This is a genomic window from Rhizobium sp. M10 (assembly GCF_002531955.1).
Classification (GTDB): domain Bacteria; phylum Pseudomonadota; class Alphaproteobacteria; order Rhizobiales; family Rhizobiaceae; genus Rhizobium; species Rhizobium etli_C.
Map to the genome: position 1 here is coordinate 153,328 of NZ_NWTA01000009.1, position 21,926 is coordinate 175,253.

Consider the following 21,926-nt stretch of genomic DNA (forward strand, 5'->3'; position numbering starts at 1 on the left):
AACGGAACGGAACGATCAGAACTCTTCCCAGCTGTCCTGCGCCACGGCGGCGGAACCGCGCGACGGCGCGGCCGGTCGGCGGGCTGCCGGGACGGCGGCCCGAGGCGAGGCGGCTGGGGCAGCCGGCGCCCGCATCTGCTGGGCGACGGCGGTGAGCTGAGCAGCGTTGCCCGAACCGGAGACCCGGAAGCGTGTGGCGAGCGCCTTCAGCGTCTGCGCCTCGTCGTTGAGCGCCACGCTGGCGGCGGTCGCTTCCTCGACCATCGCCGCGTTCTGCTGCGTCACCTGGTCCATCTGGTTCATGGCCTGGTTGATTTCCTTGAGCCCGACCGCCTGTTCGCTGGCCGAAGCCGAGATCTGCCGGATGAGGTCGTTGATGCCCATCACCTGTTCGGCGATCTTGTGCAGCGTGCCGCCGGCACGCCCGACGAGATCGACGCCTTCCTTGACCTGGACGGCCGAGGTGTTGATCAGCGTCTTAATCTCCTTGGCGGCGTTGGCCGAGCGCTGCGCGAGTTCGCGCACTTCCTGGGCGACGACGGCAAAACCCTTGCCGGCCTCGCCGGCGCGCGCCGCCTCGACGCCGGCATTCAGCGCCAGCAGATTGGTCTGGAAGGCGATCTCGTCGATGACGCCGATGATCCGCGAGACCTCCGTCGAAGACTGTTCGATCCCCTGCATCGAGGCGATCGCCTTCTGCACCACCTCGCCGGACCTTTCGGCATCCTGGCAGGCGAGGCTGACGTTGTCGGCCGCCGTGCGGGCATTATCGGCGCTGGAATCGACCTGCGCGGTGAGCTCGTTGAGCGCCGCCGCCGTCTCCTCCAGGCTGGCCGCCTGCTGTTCGGTGCGCTTGGCGAGATCGGAGGCGCTGTTGCTGATCTCGCCGGTGCCCGAGCCGATATTGGCAACGCTGAGGGTCATGGTGTTGATGGTCTCTTCGAGGCTTGCAAGCGCCGCGTTGAAATCCTGCTTCAGCTTGCCGTATTCGCCGGGGAAGTCGTCGCTGATGCGGTGGCCGAGATTGCCCCGCGACAGCTCGGAAAGGCCGGCGCCGACAATCGAGACGATACGGCGCTGCAGCGACACCGATTCCTGGCGTTCCGATTCCGAGCGGCCGCGCTCGGCCTCGGCCGCCTGCCGTTCTCTGGCAGCCTCGTCTTCGAGACGCTTGGTGTCGGCGAGTGTAAAGCGGAAACCTTCGAGCGCCTTGGCGACCGAACCGACCTCGTCGCTGCGATCCTGGGCTGCGACCGGCTCGCCATAGTGGCCATCGCTGAGCGTCTTGACGCTGGCGACGAGCCCCCCGAGCGGCCGCTGCACCAGCGAACGGACGGCGAAATAGAGCGCGAGCATGACGGCGCCGAGCACGATCAGGCCGTTGATGATCATCATATAGGTCTGGTCTTTGACCGGTGCGTTGATGGCGGCATGCGGGACGTCGACGAGCACGACCCAGGTGGCGTTGACGCCGGGAACGGCGAAGGGATAGACGACCCGGTCGAAGGGATCGAGGCCGTCATAGGTCAGGTTCCTGACGAGGCCGGGCTCTTTGCTCGACAGCGCCGCCTTCACGATGTCGGCGCCTTCGCCGTCATATTGCTTGGTCATCAGGTCGGGGATCGGCGCGACGATCCAGTTGCCGGCCTGCGACAGCAGCGTCACGCGGCCGGAGCCGAAAGGATGCAGTGCCTGCAGCTTGTCGGTCAGCGACTTCAGCGAGATGTCGACGCCGCCGACGCCGATCATCTTACCATCAGACATGACGGGATAGGCGATCGAGGTCAGCAGCGTCGGAACGTCGGTGCCTTCGGCCATGTAAGGCGTCGTGATCGCACCCTTGCCGCTATCGGCGGCAAGCTTCCACCATTCGGCAGTATAATCTTCGTCGAAAGTCGAATACTGGACGCCGCCATCCTTGGTCTTCGACCAATAGGGCGTGAAGACGCCGTTCTTGTTTCCGCCCTCGTCCTTGTTGTTGGCGAACTCGGTGCTCTTGCCGTCAAACGCGCCGAGCTTCTCGCAGAACCAGCTGCCGAAGGCGAAGGCATTCTGCTCGATATTGGCCTTCAGGACGTTGATGACGCCCTTGCGATCGAGCGACTTGCCTTCATGGGCGCGGCCGATGACACCGGTCATGCTGCGCGCGGCGCTGGCAAGTTCACCGACATTGGCGGCGATCTCATTGGCGATCGATTTCGCCTCGAGATTGGCCTGATCCATCGTCAGCGTCTGGACGCGGTCCCGGGTCTGGCCGATGAGGAAAAAGTTCGAGACGATCAGCACAAGCGCGATGGCGATGCCGGTGATGACGATGAGCTTCGCCGCAAGCGATTTCATTCGAAAAATGAACATGGAGTCCTCGGGCATGGGATGCGCCGAACGGGCATTCTCCGGCGCAGGAGCGAAGGCATCGCCCCGTCATGGAGCAGCCGAATGAGCCGCGGATCCGCAAGCGCGACGATCCGGCGATCACGAGGAAGATCGCCGGAAATACCTTAAATTTGAATGAAACTCGAATGGTCGAGGCAAGGAAAACCGCAGAAATTCCCTCAAAACTAACGGGTTTTCTCGGCGGCTTCGCAAAGAGACTGAAACTATATTCTGTCCGCGACGTCCTTGCTTGACGGGATCGATGGCTGCGCTCCCGCCTTGAGGCATGCGAGCGAGCCGGCGACGGCCGCGCGGCGCAGCGCGGTGGGAAAATCGAGGCCGTCATCGAGACTTGCGGCGAAATAACCGCAGAAGGTGTCTCCCGCCCCCACCGTATCGACCGGATCGATTTTCAGGCCTTGCGCCCTGGAAATGACCCCGTCGCGGATGGCGATGACGCCATCGCCGCCGAGTGTGACGATCAGCGTTTGGCCGGTCTCCTGGTGCAGGCGGTGAAGGGCTGCCTCGCGTGCTTCGGCGTCCATGCCATCCTGTCCGGCGAGCCGCTCGAACTCGGTTTCGTTGGCGATGACGATATCGGCCAGCCGCCCCAGACGCGGCGCGTCGGGGATCAGCGGCGCCAGGTTGAGGATGCTGGTGATGCCCTTGGCGCGGCCAGCCGACAGCGCGCGTTCGACGGCGTCAACAGGCACTTCGAGCTGCAGCATCAGGATATCGCCTTCGTTCATCCTGCCGACCGCCGTCTCGGCATCGCCAGCTGTCACCAGGCCGTTGGCGCCGGGAACCACGGCGATCATGTTCTCACCATCGCCGCCGACGAGGATCAGCGCCGTGCCTGTGGGACCGTCGACATGCTTGACCAGGGAGAGGTCGGTTCCGGCGTCATCGAGCAGGGCGAGTGCGTCGGCGGCAAAACCATCCTTGCCGACGGCGCCGGCCATATGCACATAGCGGCCGGCGCGGCGGGCTGCCAGCGCCTGATTGGCGCCCTTGCCGCCGGCGGCCGTGGCAAATCCGTTGCCGGCGACCGTCTCGCCGGGCTTCGGCAGGCGCGCGGTCGTGGCGATGAGATCCATGTTGATGGACCCGAAAACTGTGATCATGAGGATGTCCCGTCCTTTGGAACACGCGGGCGACGGCATGTTCCAACTCTTGTATGAAATGCGGGGCAGACACTGCCCGAAGCGGTCACTCCTCGTCAACCACCCGAAGCTTGAGAAGACCGGTGCGGCTTTCCACCGATTTGGCCGGGGTCTCGCCGTCGCGGGCCGGCCTGGCATCGCCGCCCGCCTCGAATTCCAGCGCTTCGATCCTGGCGCCGCGCCTGGTGAGCTTGTCGGCTGACGTGACGACCATGTCGACATCCTTCTGCGCCATGGCGAAATGGCCCTGCAGCTTGCGCACCCGCTCGTCGAGGCGGCCGAGATCGTCCATCAGCAGCGCCACCTCGCCCTGGATCAGATGCGCCTGCGCCCGCATGCGCTGGTCCTTCAGCACGGCCTGGATGACCTGGATCGACAGCATCAGCAGCGACGGCGAGACGATGACGATGCGCGCCCGGTGCGCCTTCTGCACCACCGGCTCGAAATTTTCGTGGAGCTCGGCAAAGATCGATTCGGACGGCACGAAGAGAAAGGCGGTATCCTGGGTCTCACCTTGAATCAGATATTTCTCGGCAATATCGCGGATATGGATCTCCATGTCGCGGCGGAACTGCTGGCCGGCGAGCTTGGCGGCCTCGGGGCTGCCGGCGGCGTCGCGGATGGCGTTCCAGGCTTCGAGCGGGAATTTCGCGTCGATGACGAGCGGCGGCGCGCCGTTCGGCATGCGGATCGTGCAGTCCGGCCGCGAGCCGTTGGACAGCGTCTGCTGGAAGGCATAGGCGCCCATCGGCAGGCCGTCGGCAACGATCGTCTCCATCCGCGACTGGCCGAAGGCGCCGCGCGTCTGCTTGTTGGAAAGTATCGCCTGCAGCCCGACGACGTCCTTGGCGAGCGTCTGGATATTGTTCTGCGCCGCATCGATGACCGCCAGCCGCTCCTGCAGCCGCTGCAGGTTCTCATGCGTCGATTTGGTCTGCTCGGTGATCGTCGAGCTCATGCGCTGCGACATGCCGTCGAGGCGTTGGTTGATCGACTGATTGAGTTCGCTTTGCCGCGCGCCGAAGACCTCGGCCATGGCCGTGATGCGGCCCTGCATCTCGGCCTGGATCTTCAAAAGCTCGGCCATGCGCATCGCACTTTCTCTGGCGCGCAGCTCCGCCTCCTCCGCCTGTTCGCGGCGAAGGCCGGCGGCGCGCAGAGAAAGGACGATCACCAGCAGGATGAGGGCTGCAAGAACGCCGCCGGCCAGCGCCAGCATGGCCGGGCTGATCGAGGCGACGGAAGCTGCGAGCGATTCGGAAGTGACGGTCATGGCGCAACCATAACAGAAGATGCGGCAAGATATAGATCAAAACGTGAACGAAATCGGCGATCCTCAATATCTCTAGAGGCCGCCGCGCCTTGCCGGCCAACGCGGAAAATCGCCGCCGGATTTAACGATTGCTCAACCATATTCGCCAAAAGCTGTGGCGCAGAATTCCCTCCCGCGCCGTCGCGCCAAATACAGAGATACCCATGACATCCCAGCAGACCGACAGCGCGCTCAAGCAGCGTCTCGATTTCATCGAACTGGACGAGGCGGCGCGCAAGTCGATGCGGGAGCTGCGCCCTGTGATTGCCGAGCTGATCGGCGGCGCCCTCGATAAATTCTACGCCAAGATCGCCAGGACTCCCGCTGTCTCGAGCTTCTTCACGGACAAGAGCCATGTCGGCCATGCCAAGAAGCGGCAGCAGGATCATTGGGCCAATCTTGCAAGCGGTACGTTTGACGAAAGCTATGTCGAAGGCGTGACTGCCGTCGGCCGCACGCATGCCCGCATCGGGCTGGAGCCGCGCTGGTATATCGGCGGCTATGCCATCGTCGTGTCCGAGCTCGTCAAGGGCATCATGGAGAAGCAGTGGCCGTCGGTCTTCGCGCGCCAGCAGGGCAGGCAGCTGGCCGAGAAGCTGTCCGCCGTCATCAAATCAGGCATGCTCGACATGGATTATTCCATCTCGGTCTATCTCGAGACGCTGGAAGCCAAGCGCCGTGCGCTGGAAGAGGAGCGCGCCAAGGCGCAATCCGACCAGGCCATCGCGCTGGAGCAGCTGCGCCGCGGCCTGGAAGCACTGTCGAACGGCGATCTCGAAGCTACTCTGCCCTCCGACCTGCCGGGTGATTTCAGGCAGATGGCCGAGGATTACAACCGCGCCGTCAGCGCCCTTCGCCAATCCTTCGCATCCGTGCGCGAGACGTCGGGCCAGATCATGAGCGGCGCCGACGTCATTTCCAATGCGACGAACGACCTGGCGCTGCGCACCGCCCAGCAGGCAGCCGGCGTCGAGGAAAGCTCGGCGGCCCTGCAGCAGCTTTCCGTCAGCGTCGGCCAGACCGCCGCCAATGCCGAAAAGGCTTCCGGCGCCGTGCGTGAGACACAGCAGAAGGCGAAGAATTCAGGTGAACTCGTCACCAGCGCCGTCTCGGCGATGGCCGGCATCGAAAAATCCTCGACCGAAATCTCCAAGATCATCGGCGTCATCGACGAGATCGCCTTCCAGACCAATCTTCTGGCGCTGAATGCCGGCGTCGAAGCGGCGCGCGCCGGTGATGCCGGCAAGGGTTTTGCCGTCGTCGCCCAGGAAGTCCGCCAGCTCGCCCAGCGTACGGCTGAAGCCGCCAAGGAGATCAAGAACCTGATCTCGCAGAGCTCGACCCAGGTCAATCAGGGTGTGGGCATCGTCTCCAGCACCGGCGAGGCGCTGAACGACATGATCAGCCGCATCGATATCATCAACCGCTTCGTCGCCGATATTGCCGCCGCCGCCCGCGATCAGGCAACCGGCGTCAACGAGGTCAGCGTGGCGATCCGCAGCATGGGCGAAATCACCCAGCAGAATTCCGGCATGGTCGAGCGCACCTCGGCGGAAACCCGCCGCCTCACCGATGAGGTGGGCAAGCTGATCGAGCTGCTGCAGCATTTCCGCGCCCGGCCGGAAGGCCGCGCCGTCACCGCTGCCCGCCGTGCGGCTTGACGCGAATATGGCAAAATTCCGGGCGGGGATGCAAAAAAGCGTCTTCCCCGCCCGCCGGATAATTCCATAGTGAGAAAAGATGGGTTATGGGAACGCCCATGACCATCAAGCCACTCATCATTCTTCCCGATCCCATTCTCCGCCAGCTGTCCCAGCCGATCGAGCGGGTGGACGCCGACCTGCAGCGCCTTGCCGACGACATGCTGGAAACCATGTATGACGCGCCGGGCATCGGCCTTGCCGCCATCCAGATCGGCGTGCCGCGCCGCATGCTCGTCATCGATGTGTCGCGCGAGGGCGAGGAAAAGCAGCCGCAGGTCTTCATCAACCCCGAGATCGTCAAATCCTCCGACGAACGCTCGGTCTATGAGGAAGGCTGCCTGTCGATTCCCGATTATTATGCCGAGGTCGAGCGCCCGGCTGTCGTCTCGGTCAAATATCTCGACCGCAACGGCAAGGAACAGATGGTGGAAGCCGACGGCCTGCTCGCCACCTGCCTGCAGCACGAGATCGACCATCTGAACGGCGTGCTGTTCATCGATTATATCTCGCGGCTGAAGCGGGAGATGGTGATCAAGAAGTTCACCAAGGCGGCGAAATCCAAGGCGCTCTGAGCGTTGAAAATGATTCGACAAAGCATTATGATATCGTTGATATCATAATGGAGGTGCCGAATGGGTGACCTGCTTATTCGCGATGTTCCGGACGCAATGAAGCGGCAGCTTCAGGAAAGTGCGCAGCGTAATGGCCGCAGCCTTTCGGAAGAGGCGATCGAAATCATCCGCCGGCAGATTGCGGTCGGGCGTTCGGGGGCTTCCGCCGGGCAGCGCCTGCGCTCGCTGATGAGCGATGAAAAGTTGAGCGATGAGGAGGTGGAAGCTATCGCCGCATCTCGTCACGAACACGACCGCGAACCGCCGCGCTTCGACACATGATCGTCCTCGATACGAATGTGATTTCCGAGTTGCAGGGGAGGACCCATAGCGAACGGATATTGAGCTGGCTTGATGGTTACGACGTCGAGATGCTTTTCCTGACGACGATCGCCGTCGCTGAAATGCGCTATGGTCTTGAACTTCTTGATGACGGCAGGCGGAAGGCAACATTGATATCCGACTTCAACAGGATCGAGTCGGAGTTTGCCGGCCGCGTGCTCGGTTTTTCCCTGAGCGCGGCCAATCGCTACGGCCTCCTGGCGGCGCAGCGCAGGAAGGCGGGACGGCCGATGGCGACCAAGGACGCGGTGATCGCCGCCATCTGCCTTGCAAACGGCGCCACGCTCGCCACCCGCAACACCCGAGATTTCGAGGGGCTTGATCTCAAGCTCGTAAACCCGTTTGAAGACGGCTGATCCTCAATTGGCGAGATAGAATGTCTCTTAGCATCATTTTCATGGGAACCCCGGAGTTCTCGGTTCCGACCCTGCGCCTGCTCGTCGATGCCGGCCACAGGATCGTCGCCGTCTATACGCAGCCGCCGCGGCCGGGTGGGCGGCGCGGGCTCGATCTGCAGAAATCGCCGGTGCATCAGGCAGCCGAGCTGCTCGGCCTTCCGGTCTTCACGCCGGTCAATTTTAGGGATGCGGAGGAGCGCGAGAGGTTTGCCGCGTTCAAGGCCGATGTCGCCGTCGTCGTCGCCTACGGGCTGCTGCTGCCCGAGGCGGTTTTGAACGGCACCCGCGACGGCTGCTATAACGGCCACGCCTCGCTGCTGCCGCGCTGGCGCGGTGCCGCGCCGATCCAGCGGGCGATCATGGCCGGCGATGAAAAGACCGGCATGATGGTGATGAAAATGGACAAGGGTCTCGATACAGGCGCCGTCGCCCTGACCCGCGAGGTCGAGATCGGCCCGAACATGACGGCTGGCGAACTGCACGACCGGCTGATGCAGGTCGGCGCCAAGGCGATGGCGGAGGCCATGGTGAAGCTGGAGATGAACGACCTGCCGCTGACGCCGCAGCGGCAAGACGGCGTGCTTTACGCCGCCAAGATCGACAAGGCCGAGTCGCGCATCGATTTCGCCAGGGAGGCGCCGGCTGTGCACAACCATATCCGCGGCCTCGCGCCGTTTCCGGGCGCCTGGTTCGAAGTCGAGATCGGCGGCAGGCCGGAGCGGGTGAAGGTGCTCGGCTCGGAACTGGGTGAGGGAGAGGGCGCTGCCGGGCAGTTGCTGACCGACGACCTTGTCGTCGCCTGTGCTTCCGGCGCGGTGCGGCTGACCAGGCTGCAGAAGGCGGGCGGCAAGCCGCTTGCCGCGGCCGATTTCCTCCGCGGTACGCCGCTCGCCGCCGGCACGAGGCTTTCCTGATGCCGCGTTTCCGCATGACCGTCGAATATGACGGCGGCCCCTATGTCGGCTGGCAGCGGCAGGAGAACGGTCCTTCGGTGCAGGGCGCCATCGAAGCGGCGGTGTTGTCGCTGACCGGCGAGACCGTTTCGGTCCGCGGCGCCGGCCGCACGGATTCCGGCGTGCACGCCATGGGACAGGTAATCCATGCCGATCTTTCGAAGGAATGGTCGCCCTATCAGCTGCAGAATGCGCTGAACGCGCATCTGAGGCTTGCCGGCGAGCGCGTCTCCATTCTCGACGTCGAGGCGGTTCCCGAATTCTTCGATGCCCGCTTCTCGGCGCTCAGGCGCCATTATCTCTACCGTATCGTCAGCCGCCGGGCGCCGCTGGCGCTCGACGCCGGCAAGGCCTGGTGGGTGCCGAAGACACTCGACCACGAGGTCATGCACGCCGCCGCCCAGCGGCTGGTCGGCCGGCACGATTTCTCCACCTTCCGCTCCGCCCATTGCCAGGCAAACAGCCCGGTGCGCACGCTCGACCGGCTCGACGTGACGCGCAGCGGCGCGCTGATCGAGATCCGCGCCACCGCGCAGAGCTTCCTCCACAACCAGATCCGTTCCTTCGCCGGCACGCTGAAGCTGGCCGGCGAGGGCAAGTGGACGCCCGACGATGTCGAGGCCGCACTCGAAGCGCGCAACCGCAAGGCCTGCGGCCCGGTGGCACCGCCCGACGGGCTCTATTTCCTGCAGGTGGATTATCCCGAGGTGATCACCGATCGCCGTAGGCCCGCCGACGAAAGCGACGACGATCTCTCATGATGTCCAATCTCATGCGATAGCGTGGGTCAGGCGGGATAGATGCCGAGGAAGTGCTGCAGATATTCCGAAAGGACCATCGACGGCACCAGCAGCACCAGCGTCAGCGCTCCGACCATCAGCGCGTGATCATGGCAGATCATCCTGAGGATGCGCGCCAGCGCGAAGACCTGCGCCAGCATGAAGGCGAGCAGCAGCAGCGAGACGAGGCCGACCGTGCCGGGCAGGAAGAACACCAGCGCCAGCAGCAGGCCGTTGATATAGGAGAGCGGCACGCCGAGCCAATTGACGCTGACGACGACGGGGGCGAAGCGCTCGCCCATGCGGAAGGCCAGCAGCAGCACCCCGGCAAAGACCAGCGGCACGAACCAGTTGGCGACCTCGACGAGGCCGAGCCTGACAAAAAAGGCAAAATTGACATCGGCTTCCGGCGGCATCGACCGCAGGAAGGCCTGTCGCCACCAGAGCCAGGAAATGCCCATCGGCGGCAGGCACCAGGCCATCGCCCAGAACGAGCGGTTGACGCCACGCTCCGACAGATCGAGGAAGCGGAAGCCGCGCGGATCCATCCGGATCAGCAGCCACAGGCCGGCCAGATAATACTGGACTTCCTTAAGACCCGGCATGGGCGAACCAGCGGTCGATGAAGGTCTCGTAGATCGCCGTCAGCGTCTCCAGATCGGCAACGGCGACACGTTCGTCGACCATGTGCATCGTCTGACCGACCAGGCCGAACTCGACGACCGGGCAATAGTCCTTGATGAAGCGGGCATCCGACGTGCCGCCGGTGGTCGAAAGCGTTGGCGACCGGCCGGTGACGCTTTCGACGGCCGAAGACAGCGAGGCGATCAAAGCATTGTTGCGGGTGAGGAAGACGTGGCTCGGCCGGTCGGCCCAGACGATATCGTATTTCACCGGCTCCCGGCCCGGACGCAGCTGGCCGTTGCCGGCGGCGGCATCGAGCCTTCGCAGGATTTCCGCACGCAGCGTATCGACGGTCCAGCTGTCGTTGAAGCGGATGTTGAAGCTTGCCGATGCCTTTGCCGGAATGACGTTCGTGGCAGGATTGCCGACATCGACCGTCGTCACTTCGAGGTTCGACGGCTGGAAATCATCGGTGCCGCCGTCGAAGGGCGGATCCATCAGCGCCTGCGTCAGCTGGACGATGCCGCGCACCGGATTGTCGGCAAGGTGCGGATAGGCGGCATGGCCCTGCACGCCGTGCACGGTGATCCTGCCCGATAGCGAGCCGCGACGGCCGATCTTGATCATGTCGCCGAGCCTGTCGGGATTGGTCGGTTCGCCGACCAGGCAGGCGTCCCAGCGCTCGCCGCGCTCCGTGGCCCATTGCAGCAGCTTGACGGTGCCGTTGATCGCCGGGCCTTCTTCGTCGCCGGTGATCAGCAAGGAAATCGAGCCGGCCGGCGCGCCGTTCTTCTCGATATGGCGGGCGACGGCGGCGACGAAACAGGCAATGCCGCCCTTCATGTCGACGGCGCCGCGGCCGAAGAGCTCGCCCTTTGATATCTCGGCGGCAAAGGGCGGATGTGTCCAGGCCGCTTCGTCGCCGACCGGCACGACATCGGTGTGGCCGGCAAACATCAGATGCGGGCCTTCGCCGCCGAGGCGGGCATAGAGGTTCTCGATATCGGCTGTGCCCTCTTCGCGTGCCGTCACCTTGTCGACCGTAAAGCCGAGCGGCGCGAGCATGGCGTCGAGCGCCGTGAGCGCGCCGCCTTCGGCGGGCGTCACGGACGGGCAGCGAATCAACGTCTGGAGATTGGCGACGGGGTCGGTAGCGGTCATGGCGTCGAACTATCCGGCGGGAATGGCAAAGACATGGCAAGGCGGAGCCGCCTCGCGTAAAAAGACGCCGTCTGTTTAACGGATCAATGTGCCGGTGTCATCAATCTCTGAGCAGCTCGTTGATGCCGGTCTTGGAGCGGGTCTGTTCGTCGACGCGCTTGACGATGACGGCGCAGTAGAGATGCGGCGCCGGCTGGCCGTTTGCCATCGTCGCATTGGCCGAGGCCATCGAACCGGCGACGACGACGGAATAGGGCGGCACTTCGCCGTACATCACCTCACCGGTGGCGCGGTCGACGATCTTGGTCGACTTGCCGATGTAGACGCCCATGCCGAGCACCGAGCCTTCACGGATGATGCAGCCCTCGACCACTTCGGAGCGGGCGCCGATGAAGCAATTGTCCTCGATGATCGTCGGGCCGGCCTGCATCGGCTCCAGCACGCCGCCGATGCCGACGCCGCCGGAGAGATGCACATGTTTGCCGATCTGTGCGCAGGAGCCGACCGTCGCCCAGGTATCGACCATCGTGCCTTCGCCGACATAGGCGCCGAGATTGACGAAGGAGGGCATCAGGATGGCGTTCGGCGCGATATAGGCCGAGCGGCGTACGACGCAGTTGGGCACGGCGCGGAAGCCCGCGGCGCGGAACTGGTTCTCGCCCCAGTTTTCGAATTTTGAGGGAACCTTGTCCCACCAGGTGGAATTGCCCGAGCCGCCCTTGACCACTTCCATGTCGTTGAGGCGGAAGGACAGGAGCACCGCCTTCTTCAGCCACTGATTGACCGTCCAGGCGCCGTCGGCGCCGCGCGTCGCCACGCGGACCTTGCCGGCATCCAGCAGATCGAGTGCTGCTTCGACCGCATCGCGGACCTCGCCCTTCGTCGACATGTTCACATTGTCACGATTGTCGAAGGCGGCTTCGATGGTCTTTTCGAGGGATGCGAGGTCGGTGGCGCTCATGGGAATTCCTTAAACTTCGATCTTTATCGTGGAGACGGCGCAGTCTCCGGAATTGCGGTTGGCGGGATTGTGTCCTGCTCTACAGCATGCGCCCGTAGAATGGAATTATTTTTCGGGCAGGATCAATCTGGTTTCAAGGCGTTATAGCGACATATCCGGCACTAAGGCCGGCAGTACTGAAAGGCATTTCGACATGGCGAAGGGACGAAACGGCGGTTCTAGGCGCAAGGATGGCGTATGGGACCCGCTGAAAAGCAGTTCGACCGACAGGCAGCGGGCCCAAGCCGTGCCGAAGACGCCGCAGACGATGTCGCCTGCCTATCGCCTTGCCTATGTCGACGAGGATTTCCTTTGCCGCGAGGAATTGCGGCCGATCCGCCTGCAGCTGGAGCTGCTGAAGACCGAGATGATGCTGACGGAACGCGGCATCCGCTCGACCGTCGTCATGTTCGGCGGCGCCCGCATTCCCGCCCCCGGCCAGAGCGCCTGGGCGGCGCGCAACGACATCCAGCGCGTCAATCTGGAGGCGGCGTCCGTCTATTATGACGAGGCCCGCAAATTCGCCCGGCTCTGCTCGAAATATTCGGCCAGCTTCGATTTCCAGGAATATGTCATTGTCACCGGCGGCGGTCCCGGCGTCATGGAGGCGGGCAATCGCGGCGCGGCCGACGAGGGCGCACCCTCGATCGGCCTCAACATCGTGCTGCCGCACGAGCAGGCGCCGAACGCCTATGTGACGCCGGAGCTCAGCTTCAACTTCCACTATTTCGCCATTCGCAAGATGCATTTCATGGTGCGCGCCAAGGCGATCGCGGTCTTTCCCGGTGGGTTCGGAACGCTCGACGAATTCTTCGAATGCCTGACGCTGATCCAGACCGGCCGCATGGAGCGGCTGCCGCTGATCCTGTTCGGCGAGGCCTTCTGGCGCAGCATCATCAATTTCGAGGCATTGGCCGAATTCGGCACGATCGCGCCTGATGACGTCAAGCTGATCAGCTTCGTCGACACGGCCGACGCCGCATGGAAGATCGTCCAGGATTTCTACGAGCACTAAGAATAGGGCCTGAGCGCAGGTCCCGATCGCGAGAGTTGTCCCTTTCCCCGCCGGAGCGGGGAAAGAGCGGAGCAATGGTTCGTCCAGCCTTACAGGAGCGGCCGGTCCGGCATGTCGTCGATCGAGATGACGCCGTCCTTGTTGCGGTCCATGCGGGTGAACAGCTTGTCGAAGGCGGCAACCGCTTCCTGTTTGGAAACCTGGCCGTTCTCGTCGGTGTCGGCCCGGCGCATCATCATCGAGGCGCGCATGAAGGTGCCGCCATGGCGCATCCAGTGATGGCCGTCATGCCCGTCGCGGGGCGGCCGCCCGGCCTCGTTATCCGGCATGTCGGGCGCGGCGTTCGCGTCCTTTTCGCCGCCGGCCTCCTGCTTGTGCTGATCCTTCATCGCCTGCAGCTGGGTCTGCCGGTACTGGCGGATTTCGCCTGGAGTCAGCGAGCCGTCATTGTTGGTGTCGATCGCGGCGAAGATCTTGTCGAGGCCGCCGGTCGCTTCCTCCTTGGAGACCTTGCCATCCTTGTTCGCGTCGAACTCCTTGAGCATGCGGACATAAGTGATTTCGAGGAAGGCGTCGCGGCCCGGACCGTCCATGCCGGCATGATGCGGACGCGGCCCGTTGCCGGGTGCGGCAAAGCTTGCCCCGGCGGCTCCGCCGAAAATGAGGACGGAGGAGAGCGCTGCCACTATCAGCTTGTTGCGGTACATCGTGTTTCCCTTTCGTAAGGTGTCCCTTGACGAAAGAGGCTAGGGCAGCGGCCTGAAAAGACCCAGTTAAACATCGGTAAGCTGGGTGAAACTTTGGTAAGGTGACCGGTAGAGCTTTTCCGGGTTAGATTGAAGCATTCTGCCGGAGCAGGTTTTCGTCAGGGCAGAGGCGATTGGCGATGGGCATACCCCAAGGTACGTTCGAGCCGATCGCCTCTGATCCTGGCGGAAAAATGCCCGGCCCTTCGGGTTGGCTGAAACGGGCCGTCTGATCGACCGGCCGGCTTGGCCGTAGAACTGGGCTACGACACGCGCCGGCCGGTCGACCATCCGACTCCGTTTGAGCCAACAGAATGCTTCAATCTAACCCGGAAAAGCTCTAGCCGCCGGATCTGGTCACCTTGCCGAGAAATGCAACGAGGTCGTCGGTGACGAAATCGATGTGATCCTCCTCGCCGCTGGTCTTTTCCCACCATTCGACGACCGTCTCTTCCAGATTGCGCGGCACCAGCAGCACGGTCTGCATGCCGAGCGCCTTCGGCACCGTCAGATTGCGGGGCAGATCCTCGAACATCGCTGCCTTGCCGGTGTCGACGCGCTTCAGCGCCGCAAACTTGTCATAGGTCGCCTGCGCCGGTTTCGGCACGTAATCGGCGGCGACAATGTCGAAGATATCGTCGAAATGCTCGAGAATGCCGAGCGCTCCTGCCGTCATCTCGGCGTGCTTGACGCTGCCGTTAGTGAAGATGAATTTACGCCCCGGCAGCGCCTTGATCGCCTGCCCGAGTTCCGGCTGCGGCATCAGCGCCGAATAATCGATGGCATGCGCCTTTTCGAGAAAGTCGTTCGGATCGATGCCGTGATGGATCATCAGACCCTGCAGCGTCGTGCCGTGCTCGAGATAATATTGCTTCTGCAGCTTGCGCGCCTCTTCCCGCTCCAACTGTAAGAGCGCGGCGACATAGGCGGTCATGTTCCTGTCGATCTGCGCGAAGAGATTGACATGATGCGGATAGAGCGTGTTGTCGAGGTCGAAAACCCAGTCGGTAACGTGGTCGAAATCGGCTTTGTCGGGGGTGCGGTCGATCTTTGTCATGGCGGTCTTATGGCATGGCTGTCGTGGGAAACCAAAGGCTTTCGCTTACGTGTCCGCTTTCCCGCCGCCTTCTTAAAAATGCCGCCAGATTTTCACAACTTTAAAGAGATTCCGGCTGAATATCGCCATGGATCGCTGGTGACTTTCTGCCTGCGTCAGACAGGGGGACCCGCAAGGGTAAAGTCGCATGAAGATCGTTCTGATCAATCCACCGCATACGGCGATCGGTAGCCGTATTCCCGATGATCACCTTCCACCGCTCGGCCTTCTCTCGGTCGCAGGCCCGCTGATCGACGACGGTCATGATGTCAGCCTCATCGATGCAGAGTTCGGACCGATGGCGATGGTGGAAATCATCGACCGGATCACGGCAAACAGCCCGGATCTGATGCTGATCGGTCATTCCGGCTCGACCTCGGCCCATCCCACGGCCCGCGCGATCGCCGAAGCGGTGAAGCGCAGCGATCCCGCGATCCGCGTTGTCTATGGCGGCGTGTTTCCCACTTACCATTGGCGGGAGGTGCTGGCCGAGACCGAGGCATTCGACATTCTCGTCCGCGGCGAGGGCGAGGAAACGATGCGGCGCCTCGCCGATGCCCTAGCAGCCAACCGTCCGCTTGATGCCGTTGCCGGCATCGCCTATCGCGACGGTGACGGCAAAATCCGGGCAACCCCGCCGGCGCAGGCAATCGCCGATCTCGATGCCTATCGCATCGGCTGGGAGCTGATCGACCATGCCAGCTACAGCTATTGGGGTGGCAAGCGGGCGGTCGTGATGCAGTTCTCCCGCGGCTGTCCGCATCTTTGCAATTATTGCGGCCAGCGCGGCTTCTGGACCCGCTGGCGTCACCGCTCGCCGGAGCTGTTTGCCCGCGAGATCGCCAGGCTCTATCGCGAACAGGGTGTCGAACTCATCAATCTCGCCGACGAGAACCCGACCTCGTCGCGCAAGGCCTGGCTGGCCTTCCTCGAAGCGATGATCGCCGAGAACGTGCCGGTGCAGATCGTCGGCTCGACGCGCGCGGATGATATCGTCCGCGACGCCGATATCCTGCATCTCTATCGCAAGGCCGGTGTCGTGCGCTGGCTGCTCGGTATGGAAAACACCGATGAGACAACCCTGGCGCTGATCAAGAAGGGTGGAGCCAAAACAACCGACAGGGAGGCAATCCGGCTGCTGCGCCAGCACGATATCCTCTCGATGGCGACCTGGGTCGTCGGTTTCGAAGAAGAGAAGCTCAGCGATCTCTGGCGCGGCCTCCGGCAATTGCTCTCCTACGATCCCGACCAGATCCAGGCGCTTTACGTCACCCCGCATCGCTGGACACCCTTCTTCCGTATCGCCCGTGACCGACAGGTGATCGAGACCGATATCCGCAAATGGGATTACAAACATCAGGTCTTGAAGATGCGGTACCTCCACCCGTTCGTGCTGATCGCCTGCGTCAAGCTCATCGAGGTTGCGGTCCAGGCGCGGCCGAAGGCGCTGATGCGCATCCTCTTTCATCGCGACCGCGAGCAGCGCCACTCCATGCGCTGGTACACGCAGATGGGCCGCCGCGTCTGGTTTCATGAGGTTCTCGAATTTCTTTTCCGCCGCCGCCATCTGAAGAATGGCCCGACGCTCGAGAAGTTCTGGGGCGCGCCACAGGATGCCGAGGAGGAGTCGATGCTGCGCCCGCAGCGGCATCTGAAAAGCCTCGACGCGGCGGAATAAAATAGACGCCCGATTTTCGGCGGACGCGGCAGGCGCGGAATGGTAGAAAGCGGACATGCTGTTCGAACGCCCCGATGATGACACACTCTATGACGCCCTGATCGCGCGCAGCGCCGATTACGAGGGTCAGGCCTATGTCTGCGTGAAGACGACCGGCGTCTTCTGCCGTCTGACCTGCCCGGCGCGCAAGCCGAAGCGGGAAAACACCCTGTTCTTCGAGACGATCGCCGCCTGCATGCATTCCGGCTTTCGTCCCTGCCGGCGCTGCAGGCCGCTGGAGCAGCCGGGCCGGGAGCCGGTCGTCGACGCCTTGCTGGCCCGGCTCGAGGCCGAGCCGGAGGTTCGCTGGAGCGAGGACGAGCTCGTGCGCCGCGGCCATGATCCCTCGACCGTGCGCCGCGCCTTCAAACGGGCGCTCGGCATGACCTTCCACGATATCGTCCGTTACATCAGGCTCGGCGAAGCGGCCCGCCAGCTGGCGGACGGGGCGCGTGTCATCGATGCGCAGATCGAAGCCGGATACGAATCGCCGAGCGGCTTTCGCGCGGCTTTCCAGCGGCTCGTCGGCAAGGCGCCGGCGCTTTCGCAGAACCGCGAACTGCTCTTTGCCGATTGGTTCGACACGCCGCTCGGGCCGATGATCGCGGTTGCCGACAAGACGCATCTGCATCTTCTCGAATTTCACGATCGCAAGGCGCTGCCGGCCGAGCTCGAAGCGCTGCAGAAACGCGTCCGCTCCTCGGTCGCGATCGGCCGCACCCCCGTCATCGATCAGATCGAGGCGGAGATCCGGGATTATTTCGAGGGCCGGCTCAGCGTCTTCAGGACGTCCTTGGCGCTTGGCGGCACGCCCTTCGAAAAGCATGTCTGGGCAAAGCTGATGGAGATTCCGATCGGTCGGACGCGCGCCTATGGCGATCTCGCCAGGGAGATGCAAAGGCCGGAGGTGGTGCGGGCCGTCGGCCGCGCCAATGGCGCCAACCAGCTGGCCATCATCGTGCCCTGCCATCGTATCCTCGGCGCGGACGGGTCGCTGACCGGCTACGGCGGCGGCCTCTGGCGCAAGCAATGGCTGCTGCGCCATGAAGAGAAGATCAGCACAGAAACAAAGATGGAGGAGACAGCATGAACCAGACTGAAAAGGCCCGAGCATTCGGCGCGCTTCACCAGAAGGGCAATCCGATCGTCCTCTACAATATCTGGGATGCCGGCACGGCGAAGGCGGTGGCGGAAGCCGGCGCCAAGGCGTTGGCGACCGGAAGCTGGTCGGTCGCCGCAGCGCACGGGTATGCCGATGGCGAGAAGCTGCCGATGTCGGTGCTGGTCGAGACGGCAAAATCCATCACCGATTTCGTCGACCTGCCGCTTTCCGTCGATTTCGAAGGCGCCTATTCGGCGGAGCCCGAGGGGGCGGCGGCCAATGTCGCCAGGCTGGTCGAGGTCGGCGCCGTCGGCATCAATTTCGAAGATCGGGTGGTTGCCGGCGAGGGGCTCTATCCCGCCGAGAGCCAGGCGGCCCGCATCCGCGCCATTCGCGCCATGGCCGAGGCCAAGGACATCCCCTTCTTCATCAACGCCCGCACCGATCTCTTCCTGGCCGAGAGCGATCTTGCAAAACATGCCGGTCTGGTGGACGAGGCGATTGAGCGGGGCAGGGCCTATGCGGCCGCCGGCGGCAACGGCTTCTTCGTGCCCGGCCTGATCGATCCCGGTTTGATCGAAAAGATCTGCGCGGCATCGTCGTTGCCGGTCAATGTCATGATGCGGGCGGGCGCCCCCGATGTGAAAACTCTGGCACGGCTCGGCGTCGGCCGCATCAGCTATGGGCCGGGGCCTTACCGGTCGATGATGGAAAAGCTGAAACAGGAGGCGGCGGCGATTTACAGCCTGTTCTGAGATGTTTGCGGGCCGCATCCGCATGAAAGGCTGCGGCCCGAAAACGACATCCCGTTCGCTCAGGACCGGAAGCGCAGATTGCGCCGCGTCAGCTGGTCGACCGAGGTGCAGCCCATCAGCTTCATGCCGCGTTCGATCTCGGTGCGCATCGTCTCCAGCGCCCGTTCGACGCCGGGCCGTCCGGCCGCGGCAAGCGGGAAGAGATAGTAGCGGCCGAGGCCGACGGCCTTCGCCCCCAGCGACAAGGCCTTGAGGACATGCGTGCCCCGCTGCACGCCGCCATCCATCATCACGTCGATCCGGTCGCCGACGGCATCGACGATCTCGGCGAGCTGATCGAAGGCGCTGCGCGAGCCGTCGAGCTGGCGCCCGCCGTGATTGGACAGCACGATGCCGGTGCAGCCGATCTCGACGGCGCGTTTGGCGTCTTCGACCGACATGATGCCCTTCAGGCAGAAATGCCCGCCCCAGGCGCGCACCATCTCCGCCACGTCGTCCCACGACATGGAGGGGTCGAGCATCTCGGTGAAGTAGCGGCTGATCGACAGCGCGCCGCCATCCATCTTGACGTGGTTTTCGAGCTGCGGCAGGGCGAAGCGCTCATGCGTCAGCCAGTCGATCGCCCAGGAGGGCTTGATGGCGAACTGGGTCATGCCGGCGAGATTGAGCTTGAAGGGAATGGCAAAACCGGTGCGCTTGTCGCGCTCGCGGTTGCCGCCGGTGATGCTGTCGACCGTCAGCATCATCGCCTGCACGCCGGCATTTTTCGCCCGCGCCATCATCTCGTGGTTGAGGCCGCGATCCTTGTGGAAATAGAACTGATAGACCTGCGGTCCGGCGCTGATCTGGCGGGCTTCCTCCAGGCTGATCGTGCCGAGCGAGGAGACGCCGAACATCGTGCCGTGTTTGGCCGCCGCCGCCGCGACCGCCCGCTCCCCCTGATGGTGAAACAGCCGCTGCAGCGCCGTCGGCGAGCAATAGACCGGCATTGCCAGCTTCTGCCCCATGACGGTCACCGACATATCGATGTCGGCCACCCCGCGCAAAACGTTGGGCACCAGATCGCAAGCCTCGAAGGCCGCGGTATTGCGCCGATAGGTCACCTCGTCATCGGCCGCACCGTCGATATAATCGAAGATCGGCCCGGGAAGCCGCCGTTTGGCCATGCGCCGGAAATCGTGAAAATTATAGCAGTCTGTAAGGCGCATCTGTTTGCTCGACCCGTTAAGTTTTCGGGCCGCAACCTAAAGCACGATTCGAAACCTTGCCAAGGCTTGATCGTGCAATTTGCGACCTGTTGGATGGATATTGCCGCTTGGGTGGTCTGCAGGCGGAAGGTGATCTGCGGCGTTCCCCCGCCTGTGCCTCGGCGCGGCATTCTCCAACCTCCCTCATCCTGAGGTGCGTAGCCCGCAGGGCGAAGCCTCGAAGGACACGCCGCAGCGATGCTCCTTGCATGCATCGACCGCCAGCGCACCCGCCCCGCCCTTCGAGGCCCCTCCGGGGTGCCTCAGGGTGAGGCTCACTTGAACGCCGCGCCATATTCTGCGGTACCGCTCAATGCTGTGCGACAGGATGAGCCCCACCAGCTTCTTCGGAGATTTCAATGCGCTTCAGGCCCTTCCTCGGCACGATCGTGTGCGGGAGCTCGATCGCCGAAGCAAGACCGAGCCCTGCCAGCAGCCGAATGAAATGCCAGCCGAGGTCCAGCTGTCCCGGCTCGATGCCGAGCCGGGCCGATTCCGGAAAGGCATGATGGTTGCCGTGGAAGCTCTCGCCGAAGGTCACCAGCCCGAAACGCGGCAAATTATATCCCTGCACCGCGACGTCATCGACGCTCCAGCCTTGATGGCCGTTGCGATGGGCGAAATGGCCGACCAGCCAGTGCCCGGTCAGCGACACCGATATCCTGACGGCAATCCCCCAGACCAGCCACGGCAGCCCGCCGAGAGCGAAGAGCAGGAGTCCCAAGGGAATTTGCTGCGCCATCCATGTCGCCTCCAGAAGGCGATAGAAGCGGTCGCCCCGCTCACGCTCTTCAAGGACGAAGCGCGGCGGCCGGTCGAGCGCCACGGCGCAATGCATCTGCCAGAAGGCGTCGACGAAGAACGATCGCCGATGGGCATAGAGGTCATGGCAGTCTCGTTGCCGCTGCGCCCAGTCGCGAATGTCGTGGGCGTAGATCATGCCGAAGGGACCGGCCATGCCGACCAGCGTGCCGAGATAGACGAGCAAATGCTCGAGCCAGATCGGAGCGCTGAATGAACGGTGAATCAGCAGCCGGTGCATGCCGACCGAATGACCAAGGCAGATCGTGATGGCGGTCGATAGAACAAAGACGGTCACAGCGCTCCAGCTGAAGGTCAGCGGTCCGCCCACGATGGCAATCACGGTCATGGTGGTGATCCAGATCGACTTTGCGGGCATCCAGACCACACGGCCCTTCACGGGATCACTGCCATTGTCGATCATGCGTCCGGTGGAAATGCTGCGCATGCAAAACTCCTCGCATCGGGCCCATTCTCCAGTTGAACAGCGCCCGCCAATCCATTAATTAAGCAATTACCTAATTACTTTGCGCCAATGAAAATAATTAAGCAATACGTTAATTGCTTAATTATGCGCGGCGACGTTTTGGCGCGCAGGCATGGAGACGGAACTTGGAAGACGAGACTTTCAACGACATTTCAGAAAGCAGCTCCGTCGGCGCCGCCCAGCGGGTGTTCCACGCACTTTCCAGCGCGCCGCGGCGGAAGATCCTCGCTTACCTCTCGGCATCGGGGCTGACCGCGGGCGAGATCGCCGACCGCTTCAGCATGTCGAAGCCAGCGGTTTCGCAGCATCTTTCCATCCTGGAAACCGCAGGACTGATCAGACGGGAGAAACAGGGCCAGTTCGTGCACTATTCCCTGATCGAGAACAATCTCGTCAATACGCTCAACGGCTTCGTGCAGGAGGTTTGCCCGATCGGTCGGCCGATCAAGAAGGAAAGTCAGGCGCGTGCGCGCCGGAAAGAACTGCCCTGATTACGAATTTGCGGCATCTCCCGACCGGGGAAACCGGGAAATGTTCGGCG

Annotated in this window: 21 protein-coding genes; 11 read left to right on the forward strand and 10 right to left on the reverse strand. The window is 63.3% G+C overall.

What is annotated here, in order from left to right:
• Window positions 1–15 precede the first annotated feature (15 nt).
• The 3 genes from CO671_RS16835 to CO671_RS16845 all read right to left on the reverse strand — a co-directional run bounded on the left by CO671_RS16835 (window position 16) and on the right by CO671_RS16845 (window position 4,809).
• Window positions 16–2,355: a methyl-accepting chemotaxis protein gene (locus CO671_RS16835; RefSeq protein ID WP_097606868.1), complete on the reverse strand. Its 2,340-nt coding sequence runs from the start codon at window positions 2,353–2,355 to the stop codon at window positions 16–18.
• A gap of 242 nt (window positions 2,356–2,597) precedes the next feature.
• Window positions 2,598–3,497: a ribokinase gene (locus CO671_RS16840; protein WP_097606869.1), complete on the reverse strand. Its 900-nt coding sequence runs from the start codon at window positions 3,495–3,497 to the stop codon at window positions 2,598–2,600.
• A gap of 85 nt (window positions 3,498–3,582) precedes the next feature.
• A complete protein-coding gene (locus CO671_RS16845) occupies window positions 3,583–4,809 on the reverse strand; it encodes a DNA recombination protein RmuC (protein WP_097606870.1) in 1,227 nt (408 codons plus the stop codon).
• A gap of 203 nt (window positions 4,810–5,012) precedes the next feature.
• On the opposite strand from CO671_RS16845, the gene CO671_RS16850 reads away from it, so the two are divergent.
• The 6 genes from CO671_RS16850 to truA all read left to right on the forward strand — a co-directional run bounded on the left by CO671_RS16850 (window position 5,013) and on the right by truA (window position 9,616).
• Window positions 5,013–6,509 carry a globin-coupled sensor protein gene (locus tag CO671_RS16850; protein WP_097606871.1) on the forward strand — a complete coding sequence of 499 codons (1,497 nt, stop codon included), beginning with the start codon at window positions 5,013–5,015 and terminating at the stop codon, window positions 6,507–6,509.
• A gap of 98 nt (window positions 6,510–6,607) precedes the next feature.
• A complete protein-coding gene (gene def, locus CO671_RS16855) occupies window positions 6,608–7,123 on the forward strand; it encodes a peptide deformylase (RefSeq protein WP_097606966.1) in 516 nt (171 codons plus the stop codon).
• A gap of 60 nt (window positions 7,124–7,183) precedes the next feature.
• Window positions 7,184–7,444 (forward strand): plasmid stabilization protein, encoded by a 261-nt coding sequence (locus CO671_RS16860; protein ID WP_009991317.1) that lies wholly within the window; start codon window positions 7,184–7,186, stop codon window positions 7,442–7,444.
• Window positions 7,441–7,860: a type II toxin-antitoxin system VapC family toxin gene (locus CO671_RS16865; RefSeq protein WP_097606872.1), complete on the forward strand. Its 420-nt coding sequence runs from the start codon at window positions 7,441–7,443 to the stop codon at window positions 7,858–7,860. Before CO671_RS16860 ends, CO671_RS16865 begins: the two co-directional genes overlap by 4 nt.
• Before the next feature lie 20 nt (window positions 7,861–7,880).
• Window positions 7,881–8,816 carry a methionyl-tRNA formyltransferase gene (fmt, locus tag CO671_RS16870; protein WP_097606873.1) on the forward strand — a complete coding sequence of 312 codons (936 nt, stop codon included), beginning with the start codon at window positions 7,881–7,883 and terminating at the stop codon, window positions 8,814–8,816.
• Window positions 8,816–9,616, forward strand: a complete 801-nt coding sequence (gene truA, locus CO671_RS16875) for a tRNA pseudouridine(38-40) synthase TruA (RefSeq protein ID WP_097606874.1) — start codon at window positions 8,816–8,818, stop codon at window positions 9,614–9,616. The genes fmt and truA overlap by 1 nt, the downstream gene beginning before the upstream one ends.
• A gap of 26 nt (window positions 9,617–9,642) precedes the next feature.
• Here truA and CO671_RS16880 read toward each other — a convergent pair whose 3' ends face one another.
• The 3 genes from CO671_RS16880 to dapD all read right to left on the reverse strand — a co-directional run bounded on the left by CO671_RS16880 (window position 9,643) and on the right by dapD (window position 12,380).
• The gene (locus CO671_RS16880; protein ID WP_097606875.1) at window positions 9,643–10,239 is read right to left on the reverse strand and encodes a hypothetical protein; all 597 of its coding nucleotides are present in this window, start codon (window positions 10,237–10,239) and stop codon (window positions 9,643–9,645) included.
• A complete protein-coding gene (dapE, locus tag CO671_RS16885; protein ID WP_097606876.1) occupies window positions 10,226–11,419 on the reverse strand; it encodes a succinyl-diaminopimelate desuccinylase in 1,194 nt (397 codons plus the stop codon). The genes CO671_RS16880 and dapE overlap by 14 nt, the downstream gene beginning before the upstream one ends.
• A gap of 100 nt (window positions 11,420–11,519) precedes the next feature.
• Window positions 11,520–12,380: a 2,3,4,5-tetrahydropyridine-2,6-dicarboxylate N-succinyltransferase gene (dapD, locus tag CO671_RS16890; protein ID WP_097606877.1), complete on the reverse strand. Its 861-nt coding sequence runs from the start codon at window positions 12,378–12,380 to the stop codon at window positions 11,520–11,522.
• A gap of 193 nt (window positions 12,381–12,573) precedes the next feature.
• On the opposite strand from dapD, the gene CO671_RS16895 reads away from it, so the two are divergent.
• Window positions 12,574–13,434 (forward strand): LOG family protein, encoded by an 861-nt coding sequence (locus CO671_RS16895; RefSeq protein WP_010031366.1) that lies wholly within the window; start codon window positions 12,574–12,576, stop codon window positions 13,432–13,434.
• A gap of 89 nt (window positions 13,435–13,523) precedes the next feature.
• Here the strand turns inward: CO671_RS16895 and CO671_RS16900 are convergent, their stop codons facing one another.
• Together CO671_RS16900 and CO671_RS16915 are read right to left on the reverse strand one after the other, a co-directional pair.
• Window positions 13,524–14,141 (reverse strand): EF-hand domain-containing protein, encoded by a 618-nt coding sequence (locus tag CO671_RS16900; protein WP_097606878.1) that lies wholly within the window; start codon window positions 14,139–14,141, stop codon window positions 13,524–13,526.
• 379 nt (window positions 14,142–14,520) lie between these two features.
• Window positions 14,521–15,237: a pyrimidine 5'-nucleotidase gene (locus CO671_RS16915; protein ID WP_097606879.1), complete on the reverse strand. Its 717-nt coding sequence runs from the start codon at window positions 15,235–15,237 to the stop codon at window positions 14,521–14,523.
• 187 nt (window positions 15,238–15,424) lie between these two features.
• Between CO671_RS16915 and bchE the strand changes: the two genes are divergently transcribed.
• The 3 genes from bchE to CO671_RS16930 are packed head-to-tail and all read left to right on the forward strand — an operon-like array spanning window position 15,425 to window position 18,850.
• On the forward strand, window positions 15,425–16,954 hold the full coding sequence (bchE, locus tag CO671_RS16920; protein WP_097606880.1) for a magnesium-protoporphyrin IX monomethyl ester anaerobic oxidative cyclase: 1,530 nt from the start codon (window positions 15,425–15,427) through the stop codon (window positions 16,952–16,954).
• A gap of 55 nt (window positions 16,955–17,009) precedes the next feature.
• Window positions 17,010–18,083: a trifunctional transcriptional activator/DNA repair protein Ada/methylated-DNA--[protein]-cysteine S-methyltransferase gene (locus tag CO671_RS16925; protein WP_097606881.1), complete on the forward strand. Its 1,074-nt coding sequence runs from the start codon at window positions 17,010–17,012 to the stop codon at window positions 18,081–18,083.
• Window positions 18,080–18,850 (forward strand): isocitrate lyase/phosphoenolpyruvate mutase family protein, encoded by a 771-nt coding sequence (locus CO671_RS16930; RefSeq protein WP_097606882.1) that lies wholly within the window; start codon window positions 18,080–18,082, stop codon window positions 18,848–18,850. The genes CO671_RS16925 and CO671_RS16930 overlap by 4 nt, the downstream gene beginning before the upstream one ends.
• A gap of 59 nt (window positions 18,851–18,909) precedes the next feature.
• On the opposite strand, the gene CO671_RS16935 is transcribed toward CO671_RS16930, so the two are convergent.
• Entirely contained in the window at window positions 18,910–20,058 is a 1,149-nt protein-coding gene (locus tag CO671_RS16935) for an alpha-hydroxy acid oxidase (RefSeq protein ID WP_097606883.1), read from the reverse strand.
• Window positions 20,059–20,407: 349 nt separating this feature from the next.
• Window positions 20,408–21,346 carry an acyl-CoA desaturase gene (locus tag CO671_RS16940; RefSeq protein ID WP_010032101.1) on the reverse strand — a complete coding sequence of 313 codons (939 nt, stop codon included), beginning with the start codon at window positions 21,344–21,346 and terminating at the stop codon, window positions 20,408–20,410.
• Window positions 21,347–21,510: 164 nt separating this feature from the next.
• Between CO671_RS16940 and CO671_RS16945 the strand changes: the two genes are divergently transcribed.
• Window positions 21,511–21,876: a metalloregulator ArsR/SmtB family transcription factor gene (locus CO671_RS16945; protein WP_010032100.1), complete on the forward strand. Its 366-nt coding sequence runs from the start codon at window positions 21,511–21,513 to the stop codon at window positions 21,874–21,876.
• Window positions 21,877–21,926 lie beyond the last annotated feature (50 nt).